Here is a 23,868-nt window from a genome sequence, read left to right as displayed (position 1 = left end):
GGCCCGGCAACCCGCACGGCCAGCTCGCCAGCCGGACGGACCCGGTCAGCGCGGCGGTGGGACGTCCCGGCGGGACGGGAACGGGGTGCCCGGGCGGCCCAGGGTGGCCGACCGGCTGCGCAGGCCCACCGGGTCCGGGGCGGGCTCCGGGGCGGCGGCCGGCGGGATGACCTGCCGGGCGTCCAGGTAGGCGGCGGCGGCCCGGTCGTCGTCGGTGGGGGCGGCGAGCAGCGCGTAGACCAGCCCCACCACCACGAAGATCACCGCGAGGACGATCGGCACCAGCAGGGTGCTCACCCCCGCCCCGTTCACCTCGCCGCGCTGCCCGTGCAGGTGCACCGACAGGGCGGTCATGCCGGTGAAGTGCATACCGTTGACGGCGACCCCCATCACCAGCGCGGAGCCGGCGATCGCCAGGCCCCGGCGGACGGTCATCGCCAGCCACAGCGCCACGGTGGCCGCGACGACGGCGATGACCACCGACAGGGCCACCCGGGCGCCGTCGTAGTCCAGGTCACCGTTGAGCCGCATCGCGGCCATCCCGGTGTAGTGCATGGCGGCGACACCGATGCCGGTGAACAGGCCGCCGCCGAGGACCTTGGCCGCGCCGAGCCGGCCGGTGCCGACGATGGCCAGGCCGATCCCGACCGCGGTGACGGCGATCACCGTGCTGGCGGCGGTGAGCGGGACGTCGTACCGGATCCGGGTGCCGGTGACCGCGAAGCCGAGCATGGCCATGAAGTGCATCGCCCAGATCGCGGTGCCGCCGATCGCCCACGCCGCCAGCAGGCCCCACCAGACGCGCTGGCCGGAGCTGGTGGCGGTGCGGATCCGCCCGGCGCAGACCAGACCGAGGAACGAACCGAGCACGGACAGCGCGTAACTCAGGGCGGGTGTGATCCACCCGTACTCAAAGTGATTGATCTCCGCCACGGCGGCCTTCCCCCCACTCATTACCGGCGCGTAGGAGACCGCGCCCGAGCAATGATCGGGGAGGCTCCGAGCAGGCGCAACATCGCCCCCCGGGTTTTCGGGCGGGTGCCGTCACGGTGACCGTCCGATGCGTCGATTCACCGCCCGCCGGTGACCGAAGGTGATGATCAGGCGGAGGTGTAATGGGCGAGTACGCCCCGGTTCACGGCGGCTATCGCCTGCCGCGCGGTGGCCCGCAGCTCGGTCGACGCACCACCGGAGTCGGATAGCTGACCGAGCAGGTCGGCAACCTGCCGGGCCCACCGGACGAAGTCCCCGGCGGGCATCTCGCCGTCGATCTGGTGCCCGCTGGCCAGTACCTTGGCCAGCGTCTCCCCCCGTGCCCACCGGTAGATCGGCCAGGCGAACCCGAAATCCGGCTCGCGGGTGACGGTCAGGCCGCGCTGTGCCTCGTCGGCCTCGATCTCGCTCCACAACGTGAGCGTCTCGTCGACCGCCTCGGCGACCGGCCCACGCGGCAGCGACGCCCGCTCGTCGGCGTCCCGGCGGGCCTCGAAGACCACCACCGACACGGCGGCGGCCAACTCCGACGGGGACAGACCGTCCCAGACACCCCGACGTAGGCACTCGGCGACCAGCAGGTCCGCCTCGGTCCAGATCCGGCCGAGCATCCGCCCGGCGTCGGTGACGCCGCCCTCGACGGACAGGTAACCCCGCGCGGTCAGCAACGCGACGATCCGGTCGAAGGTCCGGGCCAACGAACCGGTCCGCCCGGAGACCCGCTGCCGCAACTCCTCGGTGTCGTTTTCCAACCGCCGTCGCCGCTCCGCCCAGCGGGCGTGTTCCTCCCGCTCCGGGCAGGCGTGGCAGGGATGCCGACGCAGCTCGGTGCGGAGCTGACTGAGCCGGTGGTCCTCACCGGCGGCCTGCCGGGAGCGCCCACCCCGACGACCACCGTGCCGGTCCAGCCCGGTGCCGCTGACCTCGGCGGCGAGATCCCGGCGGGCGGCCGGCGAACGGTGGTTGAAGTGCTTGGGCACCCGGATCCGGGCGAGCACCTCGGCCGGGGTGGTGAAGTCGCCGGGACTGACCCGGCCCGCCCACCGGTCCTGGGTGAGCACCAGCGGCCGGGGCTCACCGAACCCCCCGGTCGCCGGGTCGAGGACGACTGCGAGCCCGGCCCGCCGCCCCGACGGCACCCGGATCACGTCACCGACCCGCAGCCGCTCCAGCGCGGCCACCGCGGCGGCCTTGCGCTGGGTCTGCCCCTGCCGGGCGATGGCCCGCTCCCGGTCGGCGATGGCCACCCGCAACGCGAAGTACTCGTCGAAGTCACCCTGGTGGCAGACCGCCTCCGCGCCGTACGCGTCGATGGTCTCGGTGTTGCGCTGCACCTGGCGGGCCAGCCCGACCACCGACCGGTCCGCCTGGAACTGGGCGAACGACGACTCCAACAGCGCGCGGGCCGGTTCGACGCCGACGCTGCCGACCAGATTCACCGCCATGTTGTACGACGGCCGGAAGCTCGACCGCAGCGGGTAGGTACGGGTGGAGGCCAGGCCGGCCACGTGCCGGGGGTCGGTCTCCGGTGACCAGACCACCACGGCGTGCCCCTCGACGTCGATGCCCCGTCGGCCGGCCCGCCCGGTGAGCTGGGTGTACTCCCCCGGGGTGAGATCGACGTGGGCCTCGCCGTTGAACTTCACCAGCCGTTCCAGCACCACGCACCGGGCCGGCATGTTGATGCCCAACGCCAGGGTCTCGGTGGCGAAGACCGCCTTGACCAGACCCCGGACGAACAGCTCCTCGACGACCTCCTTGAACACCGGCAGCATCCCGGCGTGGTGGGCGGCCAGACCACGCTCCAACCCGTCCAGCCACTCCCAGTAGCCCAGCACGGTCAGGTCCTCACCGGGGATCGCGGTGACCCGCGACTCCACCACCCGGCGGATCTCGGCCCGTTCCTCCGCCGAGGTCAGCCGCAGACCGGCCGCGAGGCACTGCTGCACGGCGGCGGCGCAGCCGGCCCGGCTGAAGATGAACAGGATCGCCGGGAGCAGCCCCTCCCGGTCCAGCCGGTCGACGATGTCGGGGCGCATCGGGCCCCGCCAGCGCGGGCCACGCCGCCCGCCGCCGGGGCCGGCGCTGCGCCCCTCCCCCAGCTCCAGCCGCCGGGTCTGGTCCCGGGTGTAGCGCAGCAGCTCCGGGTGCACGTCGTGCTTGCGGGCCGCGTCGGCGTCGTGGAACAGGTCGAACATCCGCTTGCCGACGAGCATGTGCTGCCACAGCGGCACCGGCCGGTGCTCGCTGACCACCACCGCCGTCTCACCGCGCACGGTGACCAGCCAGTCGGCGAACTCCTCGGCGTTGGAGACCGTCGCGGACAGCGAGACCAGGGTGACCGAGGAGGGCAGGTGGATGATCACCTCTTCCCAGACCCCGCCCCGGAACCGGTCGGCCAGGTAGTGCACCTCGTCCATCACCACGTAGGCCAGCCCGGCCAGGGTGGCCGAGCCGGCGTAGAGCATGTTGCGCAGCACCTCGGTGGTCATCACCACCACCGGAGCGTCCCCGTTGATCGCGTTGTCGCCGGTGAGCAGGCCGACCTGCGCCGCGCCGTACCGCTGCACCAGGTCGTGGTATTTCTGGTTGGACAACGCCTTGATCGGCGTGGTGTAGAAGCACTTGCGCCGCACCGGTGGCGTCGCCGGCTCGTCGGCCGCCGCGGACACCGCCGCAGGCGTGCCCCGCAACGCCAGGTGTACGGCGAACTCGCCGACCACCGTCTTGCCCGCCCCGGTCGGGGCACAGACCAGCACCCCGCTGCCCCGCTCCAGGGACTGGCACGCCTCGCGCTGGAAATCGTCGAGATCGAACCCCAGGTCGAGGGCGAACTCTTCCAGGGCCGGGAACTGGGCGGCCTGGGCAGCCCGGCGGCGTGCCTCGGCGTACCGCTCGGCGGGGCTCGACATGTCAGCAAGATTAATCGGTACCACCGACGACCACCCGCCAAGGCCGTCCGGCAACGGGCTCGGGGCGGGTCGGTAGGGTGCACGACGTGCCGGATCATGCCGAACCGCCCGACGCCTCGAACGGCGTCGGGGACGCCACCCCCGCGGGTGCGTCCCGCCGCCCCGTGGAGGCGGTGCTCTTCGACTTCCACGGCACCCTCGCCCAGGTCGAACAGGCCCACGACTGGGTGGTCGCCGCGGCGGCGACGTGCGGGGTGAGCCTGGAGCGGATGCGGGCCACCGCGCTGGCCGACCGGCTGCTCACCGCCGGTCGGGCCGGCGGTCCGTCGCCGGCCCGGGTGCCGCCCCGACTGGCCGAACTCTGGGCCGACCGGGATCTCTACGAGCACGCCCACCGGGCCGCCTACACCGGGCTGGCCGAGACGGTCGACGCCGGCATCGAGGGCTTCGCCGAGGCGCTCTACGAACGGGTGCTGGTGCCACAGGGCTGGGTTCCCTACCCGGACACCGCGCCGGTGCTGACCGCGCTGCGGGCCGCCGGGATTCCGGTGGCGGTGGTGAGCAACATCGGCTTCGACCTCCGGCCGTTCTTCGCCGCCTGGGGGCTGGCCGACCTGATCGACGCCTACGCCCTGTCGTACGAGGTGGGTCGGTGCAAGCCGGACCCGGGCATCTTCCTGCGGGCCTGCGGGATGCTCCGGGTGGACCCCGAGCGGACCCTGATGGTCGGCGACACCCCCGCCGACGCCGGGGCGGTCGCCGCCGGCTGCGGGGTGCTGGTGCTGCCGGCCGCCGGCCCTGGTCGTCCCAGTGGTCTCGGCGCCGTGCTCGACCTGGTCCTGCCATCCCCATGATCGACACTTCCGGCCGGACGGCGGCGGTCGGGCTGGTGCTCGGCGGGGCGCTGTCGGTGCACTTCGGCTCCGCCGTCGCCGCGCTGCTCTTCCCCCGGGTCGGGGTGGCCGGCACGGTGACCCTGCGGTTGGCCATCGGGGCCCTGCTGATGCTGCTGGTGTGCCGACCCCGGTTACGCGGGCACGACCGGGCCGACTGGCTCGCCGTCGGTGCCTTCGGGCTCGCCCTGGCCGGCATGAACTCGGTCTTCTACCAGGCCATCGAACGCATCCCGCTCGGCCCGGCGGTGACCCTGGAGGTGCTCGGGCCGCTCACCCTGTCGGTGCTCACCGCCCGCCGGTGGACCGCCTGGTGCTGGGCCGGGCTGGCGCTGGCCGGGGTGGTCCTGCTGGGCCAGGGCGGATTCGACCGGCTGCACCCGGTCGGCGTCGCCCTCGCGCTCGGGGCGGGCGCGCTGTGGGCCGCGTACATCGTCTGCTCCGCGCGGGTCGGCGGCCGGTTCCCCGGCACCGACGGGCTGGCCCTCGCCCTGGCCCTAGCCGCCGTGCTCACCCTGCCGCTCGGGCTGATCGACGCCGGGGCCCGGCTGTGGCACCCGGGGGTGCTCGCGCTCGGCGCGGGGCTGGCGCTGCTCGCCTCGGTGCTGCCCTACACCCTGGAACTGCTGGCCCTGCGCCGGCTGGCCACCTCGACCTTCGCGGTGCTGATGAGCCTCGGGCCGGCGCTCGCCGCGCTCGCCGGCTGGCTGGTCCTCGGCCAGGACCTGCACCCGGTCGAGGTGCTGGCGATCGGCCTGGTGGTCGTCGCCAGCATCGGCGCGGTCCGGGCCGCCGCCCCGCGCGTCGCCGCCCCTCCCGGCGGGTAGGTGGCCGGCGGGCGGGGGTGGCCCTGCCCAGACCGGTGCCGCCGGTGGACGGTCCGATCAGCAGCGCCGCCGCCGCAGGGGCCGCTCAGCGCAGCAGCCGCACCGCCCGAGGCACCGCGGTGATCCGCACCGGCAGGTCCAGGGACCGCTCGCCGTCGGCGTACGTGGTGATGCCCTCGGCGGCCACCTCGACGGTACGGGCCCGGTAGCTGCGCACCAGCGGATGCGCCACGTGGGTGCCGGCGTAGATGCGCGGCTTGACCCGGATCAGGGTGCGCCGGTCGAACCGGCCGCCGACCACCACGTCCAGCAGCCCGTCGGTGGGGTCGGCGGCGGGGCAGATCCGCATCCCACCGCCGTAGCTGGCGCAGTTGCCCACGGCGATCAGCACGGCGTCCACGTGGTGTTCCGTCCCGTCGAGGCGCAGCGTGTAGCGACGCGGACGCAACCGGGCCAACTCGACCAGGATCGCCAGGTCGTACCGGCGGGGGCCGCGCGGCCAGCGCATCCGGTTGGCGCGCTCGTTGACGATCGCGTCGAAGCCGGCCGCGAGAACCGCGCCGTACCAGCGGTCGGCACCACCGGCGGTGGACATCCGGGCCAGGTCGACCGGGTGGGTGCGACCGGCGCGCAGCGCGGCGGCGATCACCTCGACGGCGGCGAGCGGGTCGGCCGGGAACCCGGTGTCGGCGGCGAAGTCGTTGCCGGTGCCGGCCGGCACCGGGCCGAACGGCACGGCCGTGCCGGCGACCACCTGGAGGGCCTGGTGGACGGTACCGTCACCGCCGACCGCGACCAGCGCGGACGCTCCGGCGGCGACCGCCGCGCGGCAGGCCGCCTCCGCTTCGGCCGGGGTGTGCGCGGTGAGCAGTTCCACCGGCCGACCGGCCGTGGCGAGGCCGTCGAGCACCCGGGGCAGCAGACCCCGATGGCGACCCCGGCCGGCGGTGGGATTGGCGAGCACGGCGACCGGGCCGGCCGCCCGGTGATCGTCTGCGGTCACGGCGAGCACCGTACCGGTTCGCACCAGGCTCCGGCTCCCCCTGACTGCGGCATCCTGATTGGGCACCTGGTCGACGGTGACGCCGGCGGTCTGATCGTCTGACGCCGATGCGCCGGGGGTCACCTTGCGTAAGGCATCCTAGGTAGCTAGGTGGTTGGTGGGGCGGTCGTCGTGGCCCGGCGGCCGGTGGGTGGGTTCCCCGGCATCGTGGCGGGGCGGAATGGGGTTCCGGGCCTCCTCCCGGCCTCCCGGCAGGACACCGTTGCCGGGAGGCGGGAAGAAGCCGCCCGCCGGGGCGACCGCCTCGCTGGCGGCCGGCCCGACACCAGCGAGGCCATCGATCGGAAAGCCCGGCCACCGGCGAGGCCATCGACGGAAAGGGCAATCAGCGGCTGGGGTCCCCGACCCCAGCCCGCCCCACCGCCGGCCACGGACGGCCGGTCAGCCGTGCGCCTTCTGCTGGCAGGGGACGCAGAATCGGGCCTGCGGCAGCACCTCCAGCCGTTCCGCCGGGATCGCCGCCTCGCAGCGTTCGCAGCGGCCGTAGCCGCCCTCGGCCAGCCGTCGCAGCGCTGCGGCCAGGTGGTCCAGGCTCTGCCGGGTGGCCGCGATCAACGCGCCCCGGGTGTGCGCCTCGGCCGGGTCGCCGGTGTCGGCGGTCAGCTCGGTCAACCGGGCCGTCTGCGTCGCGAACTGATCGGTGAGGGCCTGGCGGAGCATGGTCAGCCGGTGCTGTTCGGCCTGGTGGTGCAGGTCGGTGCTCATGGTGTGTCCTTTCGGGGCACCGCGCTTCGGGAAGCGGGGAACGACGGGCGGAAAAAGGGACGGAAACAGAAGAAGGGCCGAAGCCGAAATGGCTTCGCCCTGGTGGCCGATCCGGAGGAGGAGCGTTTCTCCGGGTGGGCCACGCCCGGCGGGGATCGGGCTCGGCCGCCCCTGGGTGGGCACGACGGCGGACTGTGCCGCACCGGGCACCACCGCCTCGAACCGGCCGACCACGACCGCCGTCACCGGAGAACCGGTGGCGGCGGGACGGCGCAGTCGAACGGCCAGGGACATGAGGCCCACCATAGGCCGCGCCCCGAGGAAAGCCAACGGATAACGCCACGGACACCCGCCGCCGGACCGCCATCGGCGGCGCGGCGGCCCGGACCGCCGGCTGTGCTTACATGGGCACCATGGCACAGCCGGTGATCCTCACCATCGACGACGACCCCGCCGTCTCCCGGGCCGTGGCCCGGGACATCCGCCGCCGGTACGGCGACCGGTACCGGGTGGTCCGGGCCGACTCCGGCTCCGGCGGGCTGGACGCGCTGCGGGAGATCAAGCTGCGCGGTGAACGGGTGGCGGTGCTGCTGGCCGACTACCGGATGCCCGAGATGAACGGGATCCAGTTCCTGGAGGCCGCGATGGACCTCTTCCCGGCCGCCCGCCGGGTGCTGCTGACCGCGTACGCCGACACCGACGCGGCGATCGACGCGATCAACGTGGTCGACCTGGACCACTACCTGCTCAAGCCGTGGCACCCGCCGGAGGAGAAGCTCTACCCGGTGGTCGACACCCTGCTGGAAGCCTGGGCGGCCAGCCCCGACCAGGCCAGCGACGAGATCCGGGTGGTCGGGCACCGCTGGTCGGCGCCGTCGTTCGCGGTCCGGGACTTCCTCGCCCGCAACCTGGTGCCCTACCGCTGGCTGCTCACCGACGACCCGGAGGGCGGCCGGCTGCTCGCCGCCGCCGGGGCCGACGCGACCGACGTACCGCTGGTGGTCACCCCGGACGGCAAGGCGCTGGTCGCCCCGACGGAGGCGGAACTGGCCGCGGTGGCCGGGCTCACCGTCGCCCCGGCAGCCGACTTCTACGACCTGGTGGTGGTCGGTGGCGGGCCGGCCGGGCTCGGCGCCGCCGTCTACGGGGCCTCGGAGGGGCTGCGCACCGTGCTGGTGGAGCGGCGGGCCACCGGCGGCCAGGCCGGGCAGAGCAGCCGGATCGAGAACTACCTCGGCTTCCCCGACGGGGTGTCCGGCGCCCAGCTCACCGACCGGGCCCGCCGGCAGGCGCTGAAGTTCGGTGCGGAGTTGCTCAGCACCCGCGAGGTGGTGGGGCTGGAGAGCGCCGGGGCGGCCCGGCTGCTGCACTTCGGCGACGGCAGCACCATCGCCGCGCACACGGTGGTGCTCGCCACCGGGGTGTCCTACCGGGTGCTCGACGCGCCCGGTCTGGCCGACCTGACCGGTCTGGGGGTGTTCTACGGCGCGGCGTCCACCGAGGCCCCGAGCTGCGTCGACCAGGACGTCTGGATCGTCGGCGGGGCCAACTCGGCCGGCCAGGCGGCGGTGCACTTCTCCCGGTACGCCAGCCGGGTGCACCTGCTGATCCGGGGCGCCGACCTCACCGCGTCGATGTCGTCGTACCTGATCCAGCAGTTGGAGCGCAACGACCGGATCGTGGTGCACCCGCACACCGAGGTGGTCGGCGGCGCGGGTGACGGGCATCTGGAACGGCTGCGGCTGCGCGACACCCGCAGTGGCGACGTCCGCGAGGTGGACGCCTCCTGGTTGTTCATCTTCATCGGCGCGGAGCCACGCACCGAGTGGCTGGACGGGGTGCTGGCCCGCGACGAGCGGGGCTTCATCGTCGCGGGTCCCGACCTCACCGCGGGCGGCCGGAAACCACCCGGCTGGACCCTCGCCCGCGACCCGTACCACCTGGAGTCGAGCCTGCCGGGGGTGTTCGCCGCCGGTGACGTGCGGGCCTCGTCGGTCAAGCGGGTCGCCTCGGCGGTCGGTGAGGGCGCGATGGCCGTCTCGCTGGTACACCGCTATCTGGAGGCACAGTGAGCGACACCGACGAACGACTCACCCCGGATCAGCTCCGGGAGCTGTTCCTCTTCGCCGCCCTCGACCCCGAACAGCTCGACTGGCTGGCCGAGCACGGCCGGGTCGAGCAGCGGGCCGGCGGCACCGTCGTCTATGCCGAGGGTGAGCCGGCGAGCTGCTTCTTCACCCTGCTGTCCGGCACGGTGTCGATGAGTCGGCGGGTGCACGGCGACGACCTGGAGGTCAACCGCACCGACCAGCGCGGGGTGTACGGCGGAGCCACCCAGGCGTACCTGGGCGGGCAGGTCGACCAGGTCTACCTGAACACCCTGCGGGCGATCACCGACGCCGAGTTCCTGGTGCTGCCCGCCGAGACGTTCGCCCACGCGGTGCGGACCTGGTTCCCGATGGCGATGCACCTGCTGGAGGGGCTGTTCTTCGGGATGCGGGACACCCAGACCATCATCGGCGAACGGGAACGGCTGCTCGCCCTGGGCTCGTTGTCCGCCGGGCTCACCCACGAGCTGAACAACCCGGCCGGCGCGGCCGTACGGGCCACCTCCGCGCTCCGCGACCGGGTCGCCGGGATGCGGCACAAGCTGGCGATGATCGCCGACGGCCGGCTCGACGGCCGCCGGCTGCACACCCTGGTGGAGTTGCAGGAGGAGGCGGTGAAGCGGGCCGCCCGCGCGCCGCAACTGTCCCCGATGGCCGCCAGCGACGCCGAGGACGAGCTGGCCGACTGGCTGGACGAACACCAGGTCACCGCCGGCTGGGACCTGGCGCCGACGCTGGTCGCCGCCGGCCTGGACACCGGGTGGCTGGAGCAGGTACGCGAGGTGGTCGGCCCGCAGGACATGGAGTCGGCGGTGCGGTGGCTGTCGTACACACTGGACACCGAGCAGTTGATGGCCGAGATCGACGACGCGGTCACCCGGATCTCCACCCTGGTCGGCGCGGCCAAGCAGTACTCGCAGCTGGACCGGGCCCCGCACCAGGTGGTGGACGTGCACGACCTGCTCGACGCCACCCTGGTGATGTTCAAGGCGAAGATCCCACCCGGGGTGCGGGTGGCCCGGGAGTACGACCGGGACCTGCCGCCCATCCCGGCGTACGCGGCGGAACTGAACCAGGTGTGGACGAACCTGATCGACAACGCCCTGTCGGCGATGGGCGCGGACGGCGTGCTGACGCTGCGCACCGGGCGGGCCGGCGACCTGTTGACGGTCGAGGTCGCCGACACCGGACCGGGCATTCCCGAGGCGGTCCGGCCGCGCATCTTCGAACCGTTCTTCACCACCAAGGGCGTCGGTGAGGGCACCGGGCTGGGGTTGGACATCTCGTACCGGATCGTGGTCAACAAGCACCACGGAGACATCCGGGTCGACACCGTGCCGGGGTCGACCGTGTTCCGGGTGCTGCTGCCGTTCACCGCGCCCGCCCACGCCGGCTGACCGGGCGGCCCGGCGATCGGGGCAGTAACGACGAGATCCGGGCAATACGGAAGGCAGTGATCGCGCAATCACGGAGGATAGTGGTTGATCGCCGGTGCGGACAAGTAGTGGTTCCCCTCCTGTCGCCCGGTAGTTACCCGGCCATACGCTCGGCCCCGGGGAGCCCGCCGTCCGCCGCAACCGGCCGGCAGGTCGCCGTACCCCGTCCCCGACGCCTGCGGAGGCCACCGTGACCATCGACCGGGTGACGACCGGGCCGGCTACCGCCGGCACCGCGGTCGGATACACCGTGGAGGAGCTCGCCCGCAAGGTGGGGATGTCGGCGCGCAACATCCGCGCCCACCAGGCCCGCCGGCTGCTGGCCCCGCCGGTGCGCCGAGGTCGGGTCGCGCTCTACGACGACACGCACGTCCGCCGCCTCGAGGCCATCCTGACCCTGCAACGGCAGGGCTTCAACCTGGTCTCCATCGAGGCGATGCTCGGCGTGCGCAACGGCGACGAGGCCCCCGACGGACTGACCGCGATGCTGCAACGGCTGGCCACCGAACGGCCCGCGCTGACCCATGCGCTGACCCGGCACGGGGTGATCGGACGGGCCCCGGACGGGACGGTCCGCACCGTACGGCCCCGGCCGCTGCGGGCCGCGCTGGACCTGCACCGGGTGCGGATGGGCACGGTGCCGGCGTTGCAGGCGCTCAGCGAGGTGCTGGACAGCGTCAGGCCCCTCGCCGACGAGCTGGTCGCGGCCGTCACTGCCCGGATGCTGGCCCTCGCCCCCGAACTGGGTGGCGCCGGGTCCCGCCCGTCGTGGTCCGACGCCGACCGGGAGACGATCCTGCTGACCCAGGGTGTGGTCAACGTGCTCACCGAGGCGTTCCGACTGGCCGTGGAGAGCCAGGCCGAGGCGCACGTCGCCGAACTGCTGGAGAATCAGCCCGGCCCCGAGCCGTCCGGCGACAACGGCTGACCCGGGCACGGTGACGGGACCGGCGACGACGCACCGGACGGTCGTCCACACCGCCCCCCGGTCACCGGTCGGTGTCATCGAAACGGGACACCCAGGCAACCAGACCGGACCGGGACTCCACCCCCGCCTTGCGGTAGATCCGGGTCAGGTGCGCCTCCACGGTGCGCGGGCTGATGTGCAGCTGACGGCCGATCAGCCGGTTGGTGACGCCGGTGGTGGCCAGCCGGGCGATGTGCCACTCCCGGTCGGTCAGTGCGGTCTCGGCGAGCGCCCGCAACGGTCGGGCCAGTCGCAGGGCGACCCGTTCGGTGCCGCACCGGGCCGCCAGTTCCAGTGCCCGGTGGCGGGCCCGGGCGGCGGCGGGGCCGCCCTGGTCCACCGCCTCCGACGCCCGGGCGATCGAGACCAGGGCCAGGCTGTGCCGCAGCACCATGCCGGCGGCCCGGAACCGGTCCGCCGCGACGCGCAGGTAGGGCATGGCCGCCGCCACCTCCCCCTGGGCGAGCAGCACCTCCCCGTACGCCGACTCGGCGAAGGCGCGCTGCCCCGGCAGACCGATCAGGTCGGCGGCCGCCAACGCGGCCCGGGCCCGCCGCTGCGCCTCGGGCAGGTCCCCGGCGGCCAGCGCGGCGGTGCAGAGCACTTCGTGCCACATCGGACGCAGGGACGCCTGGAGGCGGGTCAGCCGGCCGTCCCCACCGGCGTCGGTGAGCATCTCCCGACAGGTGGCCGGGTCGCCGGCGAGCAGGGTCGCGGTCGCCAACGCGGTCGCCGCGGTGCGTCCGGACCAGCTGTCCAGGTCACTGGCGAGCTCCACCGCGCTGCGGGCCAACGCCACCGCGCGTTCGTCGTCGCGGGGGCCGCCCCGCCAGGCGGTGCCCTGCGCCTCGAAGGCGAGCGCGAAGCTGAGCAGGGAGCGGCTGCCGATCCGGCGGGCGACGGCCCCGGCCTCGGTGGCCAACGCGATCACCGTGCCGAGCTGACCCCGGTGGTAGGCCACCTGACTCCGACCGAGCAGCAGTTGGCAGAGACCGTCGTCGCGGTGGGCGTCGCGGACCAGGGCGATCCCCCGGTCCAGGTGCCGGGTGGCGTCGGCGGGTCGCTCCAGGAACAGCTCGGCCAGCCCGAGCGCCAGCAGGCAGTCGGGATGGTCGCGCAGGTCCCGGTCGGGCAGCGCGTCGATGATCGGCACACCCGTGGCGAGCAGCTCGCGGGCGATGTCGACGTCGCCGTCGTGGGCGGCGGCGAGTACGCGTACCGCGAGCAGACCGGCCCGGTCGATGCCGCTGGCCTCGCCGTCGGGTGCACCGCCGGGCACCGGCGAGGGGTGGCCGGACAGGATGCCGACGGCGCCCAGTTCGGTGGCGAGCTGGTACGCCCCGGCGGTCGGCGTCGGCATGCCGATCAGCTCACGGCGGCTGATCGCGGCGGCCTCCGCGTAGTTGCCGAGCAGCCGTTCCACCCGGACCCACTGGGCGACGGCGGCGGCCCGACGGCCGGTCGGGTCGACGGGCAGCTCGGGGACGACCTCCCGCAACAGCGTCCGGCTCTCGGCGAGGTTCCCCGCCTCCCCGGTGATCCGGGCCAGCAGCAGGGTGACGTCGTGCCGGCTGTCGGGGGAGCCGGCCGGTGGCCGCAGTGCGCGCAACGCCGCCCGCAGCCAGCGGACGGCCAGCTCCGGGGCATCGCGGCGGATCTCCTGGGCGGCCCGGCAGAGCACCTCGACGTACGGTTCGACCGGCCGGTCGTGGGGCAGGCCGAGCAGCTGGTCGACCTGTGCCACCCGCTCCGCCGGGGGCGCGCCCCGGGCGAGCAGCGCGGTCAGTGCCCGGTGGTGGGCCTCGACCCGCCAGGCCGGATCGGTGTCCTGACGGACCGCCGAGCGCAGCACCGGATGTCGGAAGGTGAACCGTGCCGTCGCCGGGACGACCCGCAGCAGGTCGCGACGGACCAGCCGCCACGCGGACTCGCCGGCCAGTTGCGCCGGCAGTTGGGCGACCTCGGCGAGCAGTTCCACCGCGCACGGCGTGTCGAACACGGCCGCGGCGCGCAGGCACGCCGTGTCGGCCGGGGGCAGGCCGGCCCATTCGGCGCGCAGGGTGGCCACCGCCCGGTCGGTGAGCCGGGGCGGGCCGGTCGACGGGGCGTCCCGGTCGCCGCCGGCCGGTTCGACGACGGCCAGCGCGGCGAGGTAGCCGGGGTTGCCGGCGGCCCGGTCATGGCGTTCGTCCAGCTCGTCCGGGTCGTCCTGCGGGTACATCTCGACGGTTTCGGCGAGGCTGAGTGGCCCCAGCTCGATCCGCTCCCGACACCCGCCTGCGGGGACGCCGGTGTCGGGCGGGCCGAACGGCATCGCGGTCGCCATCTGCCGGGGCCGGTAGGCCAGGATCAGCAGCAGCGGTGCGGGCACCGGGTAGCGCAGCAGGTGGGTGACGAGCCCGATGGAGGAGACGTCGGCCCAGTGCAGGTCGTCCAGGACGAGGGTCAGCCCGTCCCGGGCAGCCAGGGCGAGCAACCGACGGGCCAGCTGGTAGGTGCGGAACAGCCGCACGTCGACCGGGCCGGCGACACGGGGCAGCAGCGCACCGTCGGGTTCGGCCCCGCCGCCGGGGTGCCGCCGCGGGTCGGCACGGGGTGGCCGGGCGGCGCCGAAGGCGTGCCGGAAGACGTGGAACGGGATGCCCTGCTCGGCCTCCACACCGGTGCCGACGACGAGGGGCAGGGTCGGCGCGCAGCGGGCCAACGCGGCGTGCACCAGGCGGGTCTTGCCGATTCCCGGGTCGCCGACCACCTCGCAGACCACCTGCGTTCCGGTGCGCACGCTGTCGACGTGAGCGGCGCGGATACGCGCGACCTCCGACCGCCGTCCGACGAATGGTGGGCCGGACACCACATTCTCCAGCCCGGCTGCCATCACGCAGATCACGTGCTTTCCCTGCGACACTCCAATGGGGATCGACGGGACTATACCGGGGCCTGAGGAACACGAGGAACATCGATGCCGACGGGCTGGCCGAACGACTCCACCCGCTGGCCGTACGGGTGGTGAAATCAGCCGCTTGCGCTATGGCGACGACGCCGAGGCGTCCACCGGCCGGCGGGCCCGGGTCAGGGTGTGACCCGGGCGACCGGCAGCGCGGTGAGCAGCCGGATCTGCGCGGTACGGGACTCGTCGATGCGTCGGGCCAGGTCGCGGACGGCCGGGGAGGCCGCCAGCGCCAGGTGGGCCCGGGCCAGTTCCGCCGCCTGCCGTTGCTGCGCCACCAGCACCGCCACCAGGACGGCGTCGTATCCGGCGGCCGGGGTGTCCCGCAGCCGGGACACCGGGTCGGGTGCGCCGCCCGGGTCGGGATGCTCGTGCCGGTGCCCGCCGGGGTCCGGCCCGGCGGCGCGGAGCCACTCGCGGGCCTGGGCGACCTCGTCGGTCTCGGTCGCCTCGACGGCGGCGACCAGGGTACGCAGTCCCGGCTGCCGAATCCGCTGTGGCGCGACCCGGACGATGGCCAGGGTCCGCTCCTGGTGGGCCGTCATGGCGTGCAGGAACACCCGGTCGAGTCCGCCGACCACGGTCGACGCACCCGACCCGTTCGACGGGGACGGCACGGGGGTGGCCGGGGATGCGGCGGGCGCGCACCCGGCGAGCAGCAGCACCGCGGCGACGACGACGGCCAGGCGTGGCAGCACACCCCGGGGTCGGTGGCGGCCGGGGTGGGAGCGGTCAACGGTGGACGGTGGACCCCCGACACCCGCGCGCCGAGGCAGGAGCGCGGGTGGTGATCGTCGGTCGGGCACGGTCGACCCCGGTCAGACCTGGGTCCACAGGGCGGGCACGTACGGCGGCTCCCAGCCCGGGATCGCGGTGTGCGCCTGCCGGCACCGGTAGCTCACCGCCTGGTAGGTGACCAGGTCGCCGACCTGGTAGCTGCGACCGGCGGCCCAGGTGCCGCCGACGGTCGGCGAGGGGGCCGGGGTGGTCGGGGGCGGGGTGGTCCGGGTCGGGGTCGGCGTCGGGCCCGGGGTGCGGGTCGGCGTCGGGCTGGGGCTCGGGGTCGGGCCACCGCCGCCGAGTTGCACGTCCACGCAGGCGTAGAAGGCGTTGGCGGTGTCGGAGATGTTCCAGACGGCGAGGATCTTCTGCCGGCCGGAGAAACCGCCCAGGTTGACGGCGTGCGAGACGGTGGCCTCGGGTTGCCGGCCGCCGCCGTCGACGACACCGACCCGGGTGCCACCGATGAAGTACTCCCAGTTGCTGGTGGCGTGCCGGGCCGTGTTCACCCAGGTGAAGGTGACCGTGCTGCCGACCGGGGTGGCCGGCCAGCCCCGGTTGTCGTCGTCGAGGACGGCGAACTGGGTGATCCCGGCGCTGCAACTACGCAGCCCCTTGCGGCCTTCGACGCTCTGCGGCTCGTACCGGATCTGGCCGCAGTCGGGCACCTTCCCCTGGGCGCAGAGGGCCTGGCGGCTGGGTGGGGCGGAGACGTAGCCGTGGGCCTGGGCGGGCGCGGCGAGGCCCAGGGAGGTGACGACGGCACCTGTCGCCACCAGGGGGACGGTGAGGGTTCGACGCATGGGGACTCCTCGAAGCTGGGGGCGGTCGTCGGACGATGGGGACGGGCACCGGGCTGCCCTGCGCCGCTCCGCGGGGATAGACGTCGGGCGATTGAGTCCACCGTAAATTAAAGTTTGTTAACAGTAAAGTCGGCATACCGTTCTTTCTGCCTGGTCGTGCGCCATCCGAAGGCGAGGTCGGCCCCGGTCGGTGCTGGCACGACCCGGGACCGCCCCGGCCCACGACGGGTAACCGCACGCCCATGGAGTGCCGAGGACGGATCCTCGTGATCTCGGCGGACGTCGGCGCCACTGATCGCGTTGCCCCTGTCCGAGCCGGTCACCGGGCTGCTCGTGGGGGCCACCGCGTTCCGGGAGACCCTGTCGCTGGGCGGGAACCGCCTGCCGCTCGTCGTCGGCGCGGTCGTCGCCCTCGTGGTGGGCGTCCGGCTCGGCGCATCCCGGCAGGAGTCGGCACCCACCCGGCCTCGGTGAGCCGGACTCAGAGCGAGCACCGCCTCACCTCGACGAGGTCAGTGCGGTGGTGGGACCAGCACGATGCGGCCGGCGGCGGCCCCGGCACCCTGGTCGGCCCAGGCTGTCGCCGCCTCCGCCAGCGGCCGTACCTGGTGGGCGACGGTCAGCCGGCCGGCGGCGGCGTGCCCGGCCACCACCGTGATCGCCGTCGCGCGTTGCGCGGCGGTCAGCTCGTTGTTGGTGTAGCCGAGGATCCGCAACGACCCGCCGCGCAGGGTCGCGGAGTCGATCGTCGCGGTCGGTGCGGCCGAGCCACCGAGGTTGACCAGCCGGCCGCCCGGGGCCAGGGCACGCAGCGCCGCTGCCGCCGGCACCCCGAACAGGGGGTCCAGCACCAGGTCCACCGGGCCGTCGGCGGCCTGGCGGAAGCGCTGGGCGAGGGTCTCGGGCTCGTCGGTGCCGGCGAGCCGGACCACCGCGTCCGCGCCCGAGCGGCGGGCGGAGTAGACGGCGGCGTCGGACCGGCACGCCGCGACCACCCGTCCCGCCCCACCGAGCCGGGCGAGTTGCACCGCCGCCTGGCCGACCGTGCCGCCGGCGCCCAGCACCAGCACCACCTCCCCGGGGCGCAGCCCACCACGCAGGGTCAACGCCGCCCAGGCGGCGACCGCCGAGAGCCCGAGGGCCGCCACCAGGCAGTGGTCCGCATCGTCCGGCAGGGCCACCGGGTCGGCGGCCGGGACCACCGCGTACCCGGCCAGGCTGCCGTCGCCGGGGGCCATCCCGGCCCGGGTCGGGAACCAGACCGGGGTGCCGTCGTCCAGGGTGCCCACGCCCTGCACCCCCGGGACGTACGGCAGCACCGGCGCGCCCAGGTACGAGGTGCCCGAGGCGCAGAGCAGGTCCAGCGGGGTCAGCGGCGCGGCGGTGACCCGTACCGCCACCTCGCCCTCGGCCGGTGTCGGGCGGGGGCGCTCGACCACGACGGGTGGCTCGCCGTGACCGGTGACGACGACGGCGGGCATCAGCTGACCACCGGGTTCGACGGTCATCGGCCCGGTGGCGGGGTCGGTGGCCATGGTCCCGGGGTCGGGGTCGGTGGCCATCAGGTGGCGATGTCCGGGTAGGGCAGCGAGAAGTGGGCCAACCGCAGGCCGTACTGCTTCTGGTAGGCCATCGGCTCGGTGTGGTCCCGCTCGAACATGGCGATGAACAGGGTCAACGTCAGGAACGGGTGGGCACCGAGGGCGAAGAGCCGGACGTGGTCGTGGGCGACCAGCGCCTCGCGTTCCTCGTCGGTGAAGCGCAGCCAGGTGCTCGCCTCACCGGTGTGGCAGTTCAGTACGGCGTTGGCGCGTTCGGCCTCCCACCAGGTGACCGTGGCGCGCGGGTCGGTGCGGTACCGCTCGACCAGCGCCGGGTCACGGTCGACGGTGTAGAGGAACTTGTCGACCAGGTAGCGGCTCATGCCGGCGCTCCGTTCGGGTACCAGGTGAAGTACGCCTCCATGGTGTGGAACAGGTCCAGGGTGTCCACGTGGTCGGCCTTGGCGCCCGCGCCGGCCACCCCCATCATCAGCATGAAGTCCATGAAGCCGTGGGTGGCGTTGCCGGGGGCGTGCAGGCTGTCCAGGGTCACCTCGGACAGGCAGCCGTCGAGGTCGCCGTTGGCGATCCACTCCACCGCCCGGCGGTCGAACTCCGGGTCCGGGCCCTGCGGGCCGAACTGGCGGGGCCCGCCCAGCTCCAGCGACAGGTGGCCGGTGCCGATGACGGCCACCCGCAGGTGGCTGGGCCAGCTCTCGACGATCTCCCGGATGGCCGCGCCGAGCTGCACGAACCGTTTCGGCTGCGGCAGCGGTGGGGCGAAGATGTTGGTGTAGATCGGCACGATCGGCAGGTCCGCCTCGGGCCGCAGCGTGATGATCGGGCAGGTGATGCTGTGGTCGATCCGCAGCTCGTTGCTGAAGGCCAGGTCGAAACCGGCGTCCAGGCCGGCCCGCAGGACGTGCGCCGACAGGTCCTCCTGACCGCGCAGCAGCATCCGGGGAAGGCCGAACTCGCGTTCCTCGTTGTACCAGTTGGCGTCGTAGAACGGCGCCTTGCCGACCAGGAACTGCGGCATGTTGTCCAGCCACAGCTGGTGGAAGTGGTCGGAGCCGACCATCACCAGCACGTCCGGGTTGGCCCGGGTGAGGGTCTCCCGGAAGGCGAGGATCTTGCGGGCCCACTCGTCGGCGAACGGGGGCCGGTCCTCGCCGGTGGCGGTGGTGGCGCGGTAGTAGAACGGATGGTGGGTGGAGGCGATGACCGCGACGACCTGGGCCATGGCCGCTCCTCTCGCAGGCGGTGGGGGTGGGGATCAGTCGGCGTCGTCCGGCACGTACCGGGCGTTGCGGTCGACGGTCTGGTAGATGTCCATGCCGAGCGGGCGGCGTCGCTCCTCGGCGAGGTGGCCGAGCAGGCCGGCGGTACGGGCCAGCAGGGCGAAGCCGCGCAGCAGGTCGATCGGCAGGCCGAGGTCGGCCAGGGCCGCGCCGCACACCCCCGCGCCGTTGAGCGGCAGGGTACGGCCGAGCACCTGCGGGTGGACCCGGCCGATCGCCTCGAACAGCCGCAGGTGCGGCCCGCGTAGCCCCTCCTGCGCGGCGATCGCGATCAGCACCGGGGTACGCGGGTCGGTCTCCTTGTGCACCGGGTGGCCGAGCCCCGGCACCAGTCGCTTGGCGGCGCGGGCGGCGCGGACCGCGTCCAGCGCGACGGCGTCCCAGCCGGCGTCGTCGGTCGGCGTCTCGGTGAGACCGGCGAGGGTGTCGGCGAGGAACCGGCCGCAGTCCTCGGTGACGCCCAGGAAGCGGGAGCCACCACCGAGCAGTCCGGCGGCGATCGCGCCCTGCAACGCCTCCGGCGCGCTGAGGTAGGTCAGCCGGGCGACGATCGCCGTCGGGGTGAAGCCGTGGTCGGCCAGGGCCACCAGGACCGTCTCGAAGACGCGTACCTCGCCGGGGCCGGGGCGACGCCCGGCGACCAGCCAGAACGCCAGTTCACCGAAGCCCACCCGGCCCATCAGGTCGCCGGCCAGGTCCTGACCGAGCAGCCGGATGGTGGTCGGGTCGGAGGTGCCGATCGAGGTCGGGAAGTCTAGCTGCCGGTCAGCCACGCGCGGATCTCCTCGCCGTGTTCGTCGAGCGCGGGCGGCGGATTGCCGTACCGCGCCGGGGTGTCCGAAAGGGTGATCGGGTGTCGGATGCCGGGCACCGCGGCGGCGCCCTCACCGACGGTGACCACCGGGTCCAGCCCGAGGCGTTCGGCGAGCGCGACACCACCGTCGATGGTGTTGATCGGCGCGCAGGGCACCCCGGCGGCCATCAGGTCGGTGAACCACTCGTCGCGGGTGCGCCGGCGCAGCCGCTCGACCAGCAGCGGGCGCAGCGCCTCCCGGTGGGCGGTGCGGTCCTGGTTGCGGGTGAACCGGGGGTCGTCGACCAGCTCCGGCAGGTCGAGCACCTCACAGAGCCGGCGGAACTGCCCGTCGTTGCCGGCGATCACGATCAGCTCGCCGTCGGCAACTGGCAGCGGCTCGTACGGGAAGAGGCTGGGGTGGGCGTTGCCCATCCGGTAGGGCACCACCCCGCCGGCGACGTAGCCGCTGCTGTGGTTGACCAGGCCGGACAGCGCCGAGGAGAGCAGGTTGACCTCGATGTGCTGGCCGCGTCCCGAGTCGTGCCGGTGGTGCAGTGCGGCGAGGATGCCGATCGCCGCGTGCAGCCCGGCCATCACGTCGAACACGGAGATGCCGGCCCGGTAGGGGGAACCGTCCGGGTCACCGGTGAGGCTCATCAGCCCGGAGATGGCCTGCACCATCAGGTCGTAGCCGGGGTAGCTCGCGCCCGCGCCCGTGCCGAACCCGCTGATCGAGGCGTAGACCACCCGGGGGTTGCCGTCGGCGACGGTGTCGTAGTCCAGCGCGAAGCGGCGCAGCCCGCCGGGCTTGAAGTTCTCGATCAGGACGTCGGCCCGCGCGGCCAGCCGGTGGGCCACGGCCAGGTCGTCGGGGTCCTTCAGGTCGAGCGCGATGGACCGCTTGTTGCGGTTGACACCCAGGTAGTAGGTGGAGACGTCGTCGCGGACCGGGGGCATCCAGGTGCGGGTGTCGTCGCCGCCGGGCCCCTCCACCTTGATCACCTCGGCGCCGAGGTCGGCCAGGAGCATGGTGGCGTACGGCCCGGCGAGGATGCGGGAGAAGTCGGCCACCACGACGCCGTGCAACGGACCGGTCCCCCTCGGTGTCTCCTCCACCATGACCCACCCCTCATGTTGACCGCTAGGCGGACGACTGTCCGCAAGGTCAGTTTCCCGACGAGCCTGCGAGCCGTCAACCATCCCGAGGGAATTCCCCGGAAACTCCCAGCTCCACGCCCTAGGAAACCAACGGACACCCGGCGGTAACGTGCTCTTGACATGACCGGTGACCGGGAACACACTGGCGAAATCTGATCTGACCGTAGAGCGGACAGTCGTCCGCTAGCACCCCGAACGGAAGTGGCGGCGATGAGTGCGAACGAGGGGCGGACGCCGGCGGCCGGCCGACCGGTGGTCCTGCGTAACGGCCTGGTGCTGACGATGGACGACACCCACACGGTGCTCCCCCGCGCCGACGTGCTGGTGATCGGCGACCGGATCGCCGCCGTCGGCGTGGATCTGGCCGTGCCGGAGGGCACCTGGGAGATCGACGCGGCCGGCGGCATCGTCATGCCCGGCATGATCGACACCCACCGGCACATGTGGCAGACCGCGATGCGCGGCTACGGCGCCGACTGGACGCTGGCCCAGTACTTCGTCTGGTACTACCTGGAGTCCGGCAAGCTGTTCCGCCCCGAGGACGTCCACGCCGGCAACCTGCTCGCCGCCATCGAGGCGATCGACGCCGGGGTCACCACCACCGTGGACTGGTCACACGGCCTGCAGACCCCGCAGCACGCCGACGCCGCCGTCGACGCCCTGGAGGCGGTGCCGGGCCGGTTCGTGCTCGCCTACGGCAACCTGCAACAGGGGCCGTGGGAGTGGGCCACCACCCCCGAGTTCCGCGACTTCGTCACCCGTCGCATCCACGGCCGGGGCGACCGGCTCGGCTTCCAGATGGCCTTCGACGTCACCGGCGACCCGGCCTTCCCGGAACGGGCCGCCTTCGAGGTGGCCCGGGACCTCGGGGTGCCGGTCACCACCCACGCCGGGGTGTGGGGAGCCACCAACGACGACGGCATCCGGCTGATGCACGAGCACGGGTTCATGACCGACTCGACGGTCTACGTGCACGCCGCCACCCTCAACCGCGACTCGTACCACCGGATCGCCGCCACCGGCGGCTCGGTCTCGGTCTCCACCGAGAGCGAGCAGAGCGCCGGCCAGGGCTACCCGCCCACCTGGCAGCTGCGCCACCACGACATCCCCGTCTCGCTGTCCATGGACACCAGCGTCTGGTGGAGCGGGGACCTGTTCTCCGCGATGCGGGCCACGCTGAGCGCGGACCGCTCCCGGGAGCACCTCGAGGCGCACGGTCGACAGGAGACCGTCACCCACTGCCACCTGCGTGCCGAACAGGTGGTGGAGTGGGCCACCCGGGGCGGCAGCCGGGCGCTCGGCCTCGACCACCTGGTCGGCGCCCTCACCCCCGGTCGCAAGGCCGACGTGGTGCTGATCAAGAACGACCGCTCGCCGGTGATGTTCCCGATCCTCCACCCCTACGGCCACGTGGCGTTCCAGGCCCAACGCGGCGACGTGCACACCGTGCTGGTCGACGGCAGGCTGGTCAAGCACGAGCACCGGCTGGTCGACGTCGACCTCGCCGCCGCCCGCGCCGCGGTCGAACGCACCGTCGAACACCTCACCGCCACCATGGGCGTCGACGCCTGGGAGAAGGGGATGAACCCGGACGTCCCCGAGACGGCGGTGCTGGACAACCCGTACACCTACACCCAGTGGGACGCCGGCTCGGCGCAGTGGAAACAATAGCCATCCGAGCACCCGGCGGGTGACCACCCGCCGGGCCGGGCAGGCAGCGAAGGGACTCCATGGGGCGCGAGGCCGGAACCGACTTCATCGAGGCGCTGGCGCGCGGCCTCGACGTGCTGCGCTGCTTCCGTCCGGGCCAACCGACGATGACCCTCAGCGAGATCGCGGCGGTGACCGGGCTGGCCCGCCCCACCGTACGACGCATCCTGCTGACCCTGGAGGAGCTGGGCTACGTCCGGGCCGCCGACCGGGGCTTCGCGCTCACCCCCCGGGTGCTGGAACTCGGTGTGGCGTACGTCAACTCGTTGAGCATCTGGGACGTCGCCCGCCCGCACATGCGGCAACTGGTGGCCGAGACCGACGAGTCGACCTCGCTGGCCCAGCTCGACGGCAGCGACATCGTCTACGTGTCCCGGGTGGCGGTGCCCAAGATCGTCACTCTCGCGGTCACCATCGGCACCCGGTTCCCGGCCGTGGCCACCTCGATGGGCAAGGTGCTGCTGGCCGCCCTCACCCCGGCCGAACTCACCACCGTGCTCGCCGTCCCGGGCCGCTCCGGCATCGCCGCCCGCTGGCAGCCGGAACGCGCCGAGCTGGACCGGGAACTGCGCGAGGTGCGGGCGCGCGGCTGGGCCCTGGCCGACCAGGACCTGGCCGCCGGCATCCGGTCGGTCGCCACCGGGGTACGCGACGGCGACGGCCGGGTGGTGGCCGCGCTCAACGTCACCGTGCACGCCGCAGAGACCTCGCTGGAGCGGCTCACCGACGAACACCTGCCCCGGCTGCTGCGGACCGCCGCCGCGATCAGTCAGGACTGGGCCCGGCTCGACACCGTGCCGATGGCCGTGCAGCGTCACGGTGACGGCGTCCCCGCAACACCGTCGGCGGGCCACCCGGGCTGACCCCGGCCGGACCGCCCGCCGGCGGCGTCCCGCGAGGGTGACGCCGACCAGGGAGCCGGCACCGA

The 23,868-nt window shown here is 73.7% G+C and carries 20 protein-coding genes; 8 read left to right on the top strand and 12 right to left on the bottom strand.

The features are described 5' to 3' along the window. Positions 1–45: 45 nt before the first annotated feature. On the bottom strand, positions 46–954 hold the full coding sequence (locus ACQP1S_RS15670) for an MHYT domain-containing protein (protein ID WP_432907383.1): 909 nt from the start codon (positions 952–954) through the stop codon (positions 46–48). Positions 955–1,100: 146 nt separating this feature from the next. After that, a complete protein-coding gene (locus ACQP1S_RS15665) occupies positions 1,101–3,905 on the bottom strand; it encodes a DEAD/DEAH box helicase (protein WP_432907381.1) in 2,805 nt (934 codons plus the stop codon). Between the two features lie 86 nt (positions 3,906–3,991). Between ACQP1S_RS15665 and ACQP1S_RS15660 the strand changes: the two genes are divergently transcribed. Continuing rightward, on the top strand, positions 3,992–4,759 hold the full coding sequence (locus tag ACQP1S_RS15660) for an HAD family hydrolase (protein WP_432907378.1): 768 nt from the start codon (positions 3,992–3,994) through the stop codon (positions 4,757–4,759). Further along, the gene (locus ACQP1S_RS15655; protein WP_432907375.1) at positions 4,756–5,625 is read left to right on the top strand and encodes an EamA family transporter; all 870 of its coding nucleotides are present in this window, start codon (positions 4,756–4,758) and stop codon (positions 5,623–5,625) included. The genes ACQP1S_RS15660 and ACQP1S_RS15655 overlap by 4 nt, the downstream gene beginning before the upstream one ends. Before the next feature lie 85 nt (positions 5,626–5,710). On the opposite strand, the gene ACQP1S_RS15650 is transcribed toward ACQP1S_RS15655, so the two are convergent. Together ACQP1S_RS15650 and ACQP1S_RS15645 are read right to left on the bottom strand one after the other, a co-directional pair. Further along, a complete protein-coding gene (locus ACQP1S_RS15650; protein WP_432908063.1) occupies positions 5,711–6,637 on the bottom strand; it encodes a diacylglycerol kinase family protein in 927 nt (308 codons plus the stop codon). Positions 6,638–7,069: 432 nt separating this feature from the next. Beyond that, positions 7,070–7,393 carry a TraR/DksA family transcriptional regulator gene (locus ACQP1S_RS15645; RefSeq protein WP_091240169.1) on the bottom strand — a complete coding sequence of 108 codons (324 nt, stop codon included), beginning with the start codon at positions 7,391–7,393 and terminating at the stop codon, positions 7,070–7,072. 413 nt (positions 7,394–7,806) lie between these two features. Here ACQP1S_RS15645 and ACQP1S_RS15640 point away from each other — a divergent pair, with 413 nt between their 5' ends. The 3 genes from ACQP1S_RS15640 to ACQP1S_RS15630 all read left to right on the top strand — a co-directional run bounded on the left by ACQP1S_RS15640 (position 7,807) and on the right by ACQP1S_RS15630 (position 11,865). Continuing rightward, positions 7,807–9,465 carry an FAD-dependent oxidoreductase gene (locus tag ACQP1S_RS15640; RefSeq protein WP_091240969.1) on the top strand — a complete coding sequence of 553 codons (1,659 nt, stop codon included), beginning with the start codon at positions 7,807–7,809 and terminating at the stop codon, positions 9,463–9,465. After that, positions 9,462–10,898 carry an ATP-binding protein gene (locus ACQP1S_RS15635; RefSeq protein WP_432907370.1) on the top strand — a complete coding sequence of 479 codons (1,437 nt, stop codon included), beginning with the start codon at positions 9,462–9,464 and terminating at the stop codon, positions 10,896–10,898. The genes ACQP1S_RS15640 and ACQP1S_RS15635 overlap by 4 nt, the downstream gene beginning before the upstream one ends. 229 nt (positions 10,899–11,127) lie before the next feature. After that, positions 11,128–11,865 carry a MerR family transcriptional regulator gene (locus ACQP1S_RS15630; RefSeq protein WP_432907367.1) on the top strand — a complete coding sequence of 246 codons (738 nt, stop codon included), beginning with the start codon at positions 11,128–11,130 and terminating at the stop codon, positions 11,863–11,865. A gap of 61 nt (positions 11,866–11,926) precedes the next feature. Here ACQP1S_RS15630 and ACQP1S_RS15625 read toward each other — a convergent pair whose 3' ends face one another. From ACQP1S_RS15625 to ACQP1S_RS15615, 3 genes are all read right to left on the bottom strand, one after another. Beyond that, a complete protein-coding gene (locus ACQP1S_RS15625; RefSeq protein WP_432908059.1) occupies positions 11,927–14,779 on the bottom strand; it encodes an ATP-binding protein in 2,853 nt (950 codons plus the stop codon). Positions 14,780–14,973: 194 nt separating this feature from the next. Then, the gene (locus tag ACQP1S_RS15620; protein ID WP_432907365.1) at positions 14,974–15,549 is read right to left on the bottom strand and encodes a DUF305 domain-containing protein; all 576 of its coding nucleotides are present in this window, start codon (positions 15,547–15,549) and stop codon (positions 14,974–14,976) included. A gap of 120 nt (positions 15,550–15,669) precedes the next feature. Then, entirely contained in the window at positions 15,670–16,434 is a 765-nt protein-coding gene (locus ACQP1S_RS15615; RefSeq protein WP_432907362.1) for a lytic polysaccharide monooxygenase, read from the bottom strand. 300 nt (positions 16,435–16,734) lie between these two features. Here ACQP1S_RS15615 and ACQP1S_RS15610 point away from each other — a divergent pair, with 300 nt between their 5' ends. After that, positions 16,735–16,908, top strand: a complete 174-nt coding sequence (locus tag ACQP1S_RS15610) for a hypothetical protein (protein WP_432907360.1) — start codon at positions 16,735–16,737, stop codon at positions 16,906–16,908. Positions 16,909–16,946: 38 nt separating this feature from the next. Here the strand turns inward: ACQP1S_RS15610 and ACQP1S_RS15605 are convergent, their stop codons facing one another. From ACQP1S_RS15605 to ACQP1S_RS15585, 5 genes are read right to left on the bottom strand one after another with little or no spacing between them, the layout of a single operon-like run. Then, entirely contained in the window at positions 16,947–17,996 is a 1,050-nt protein-coding gene (locus ACQP1S_RS15605) for a quinone oxidoreductase family protein (RefSeq protein ID WP_432907357.1), read from the bottom strand. Further along, positions 17,996–18,358: a hypothetical protein gene (locus ACQP1S_RS15600; RefSeq protein WP_363671867.1), complete on the bottom strand. Its 363-nt coding sequence runs from the start codon at positions 18,356–18,358 to the stop codon at positions 17,996–17,998. The genes ACQP1S_RS15605 and ACQP1S_RS15600 overlap by 1 nt, the downstream gene beginning before the upstream one ends. Continuing rightward, a complete protein-coding gene (locus ACQP1S_RS15595) occupies positions 18,355–19,218 on the bottom strand; it encodes an extradiol ring-cleavage dioxygenase (protein ID WP_067308360.1) in 864 nt (287 codons plus the stop codon). The genes ACQP1S_RS15600 and ACQP1S_RS15595 overlap by 4 nt, the downstream gene beginning before the upstream one ends. A 33-nt stretch (positions 19,219–19,251) precedes the next feature. Further along, positions 19,252–20,049, bottom strand: a complete 798-nt coding sequence (locus ACQP1S_RS15590; RefSeq protein WP_432907352.1) for a citryl-CoA lyase — start codon at positions 20,047–20,049, stop codon at positions 19,252–19,254. After that, complete coding sequence (locus ACQP1S_RS15585) at positions 20,031–21,191, bottom strand: CaiB/BaiF CoA transferase family protein (RefSeq protein WP_432907350.1); 1,161 nt, start codon at positions 21,189–21,191, stop codon at positions 20,031–20,033. The genes ACQP1S_RS15590 and ACQP1S_RS15585 overlap by 19 nt, the downstream gene beginning before the upstream one ends. Positions 21,192–21,440: 249 nt before the next feature. Here ACQP1S_RS15585 and ACQP1S_RS15580 point away from each other — a divergent pair, with 249 nt between their 5' ends. Then, positions 21,441–22,901, top strand: coding sequence for an amidohydrolase family protein (locus tag ACQP1S_RS15580; RefSeq protein WP_432907347.1), 1,461 nt, complete (start codon positions 21,441–21,443; stop codon positions 22,899–22,901). Between the two features lie 59 nt (positions 22,902–22,960). Then, a complete protein-coding gene (locus ACQP1S_RS15575; RefSeq protein ID WP_432907344.1) occupies positions 22,961–23,803 on the top strand; it encodes an IclR family transcriptional regulator domain-containing protein in 843 nt (280 codons plus the stop codon). The last annotated feature ends 65 nt before the right edge of the window (positions 23,804–23,868 follow it).

This window comes from Micromonospora matsumotoense (genome assembly GCF_050951065.1).
GTDB classification, from domain to species: domain Bacteria; phylum Actinomycetota; class Actinomycetes; order Mycobacteriales; family Micromonosporaceae; genus Micromonospora; species Micromonospora matsumotoensis.
This window is presented reverse-complemented; position numbering and strand designations above follow the sequence as displayed.

Bases quoted from the DNA above. Each gene is read 5' to 3' on its own strand.
- ACQP1S_RS15585 (WP_432907350.1), bottom strand. From the start codon at position 21,191: ATGGTGGAGGAGACACCGAGGGGGACCGGTCCGTTGCACGGCGTCGTG.
- ACQP1S_RS15640 (WP_091240969.1), top strand. From the start codon at position 7,807: ATGGCACAGCCGGTGATCCTCACCATCGACGACGACCCCGCCGTCTCC.
- ACQP1S_RS15580 (WP_432907347.1), top strand. From the start codon at position 21,441: ATGAGTGCGAACGAGGGGCGGACGCCGGCGGCCGGCCGACCGGTGGTC.
- ACQP1S_RS15625 (WP_432908059.1), bottom strand. From the start codon at position 14,779: ATGGCAGCCGGGCTGGAGAATGTGGTGTCCGGCCCACCATTCGTCGGA.
- ACQP1S_RS15665 (WP_432907381.1), bottom strand. From the start codon at position 3,905: ATGTCGAGCCCCGCCGAGCGGTACGCCGAGGCACGCCGCCGGGCTGCC.
- ACQP1S_RS15605 (WP_432907357.1), bottom strand. From the start codon at position 17,996: ATGGCCACCGACCCCGACCCCGGGACCATGGCCACCGACCCCGCCACC.
- ACQP1S_RS15600 (WP_363671867.1), bottom strand. From the start codon at position 18,358: ATGAGCCGCTACCTGGTCGACAAGTTCCTCTACACCGTCGACCGTGAC.
- ACQP1S_RS15645 (WP_091240169.1), bottom strand. From the start codon at position 7,393: ATGAGCACCGACCTGCACCACCAGGCCGAACAGCACCGGCTGACCATG.
- ACQP1S_RS15575 (WP_432907344.1), top strand. From the start codon at position 22,961: ATGGGGCGCGAGGCCGGAACCGACTTCATCGAGGCGCTGGCGCGCGGC.
- ACQP1S_RS15615 (WP_432907362.1), bottom strand. From the start codon at position 16,434: ATGCGTCGAACCCTCACCGTCCCCCTGGTGGCGACAGGTGCCGTCGTC.
- ACQP1S_RS15670 (WP_432907383.1), bottom strand. From the start codon at position 954: ATGAGTGGGGGGAAGGCCGCCGTGGCGGAGATCAATCACTTTGAGTAC.
- ACQP1S_RS15655 (WP_432907375.1), top strand. From the start codon at position 4,756: ATGATCGACACTTCCGGCCGGACGGCGGCGGTCGGGCTGGTGCTCGGC.
- ACQP1S_RS15595 (WP_067308360.1), bottom strand. From the start codon at position 19,218: ATGGCCCAGGTCGTCGCGGTCATCGCCTCCACCCACCATCCGTTCTAC.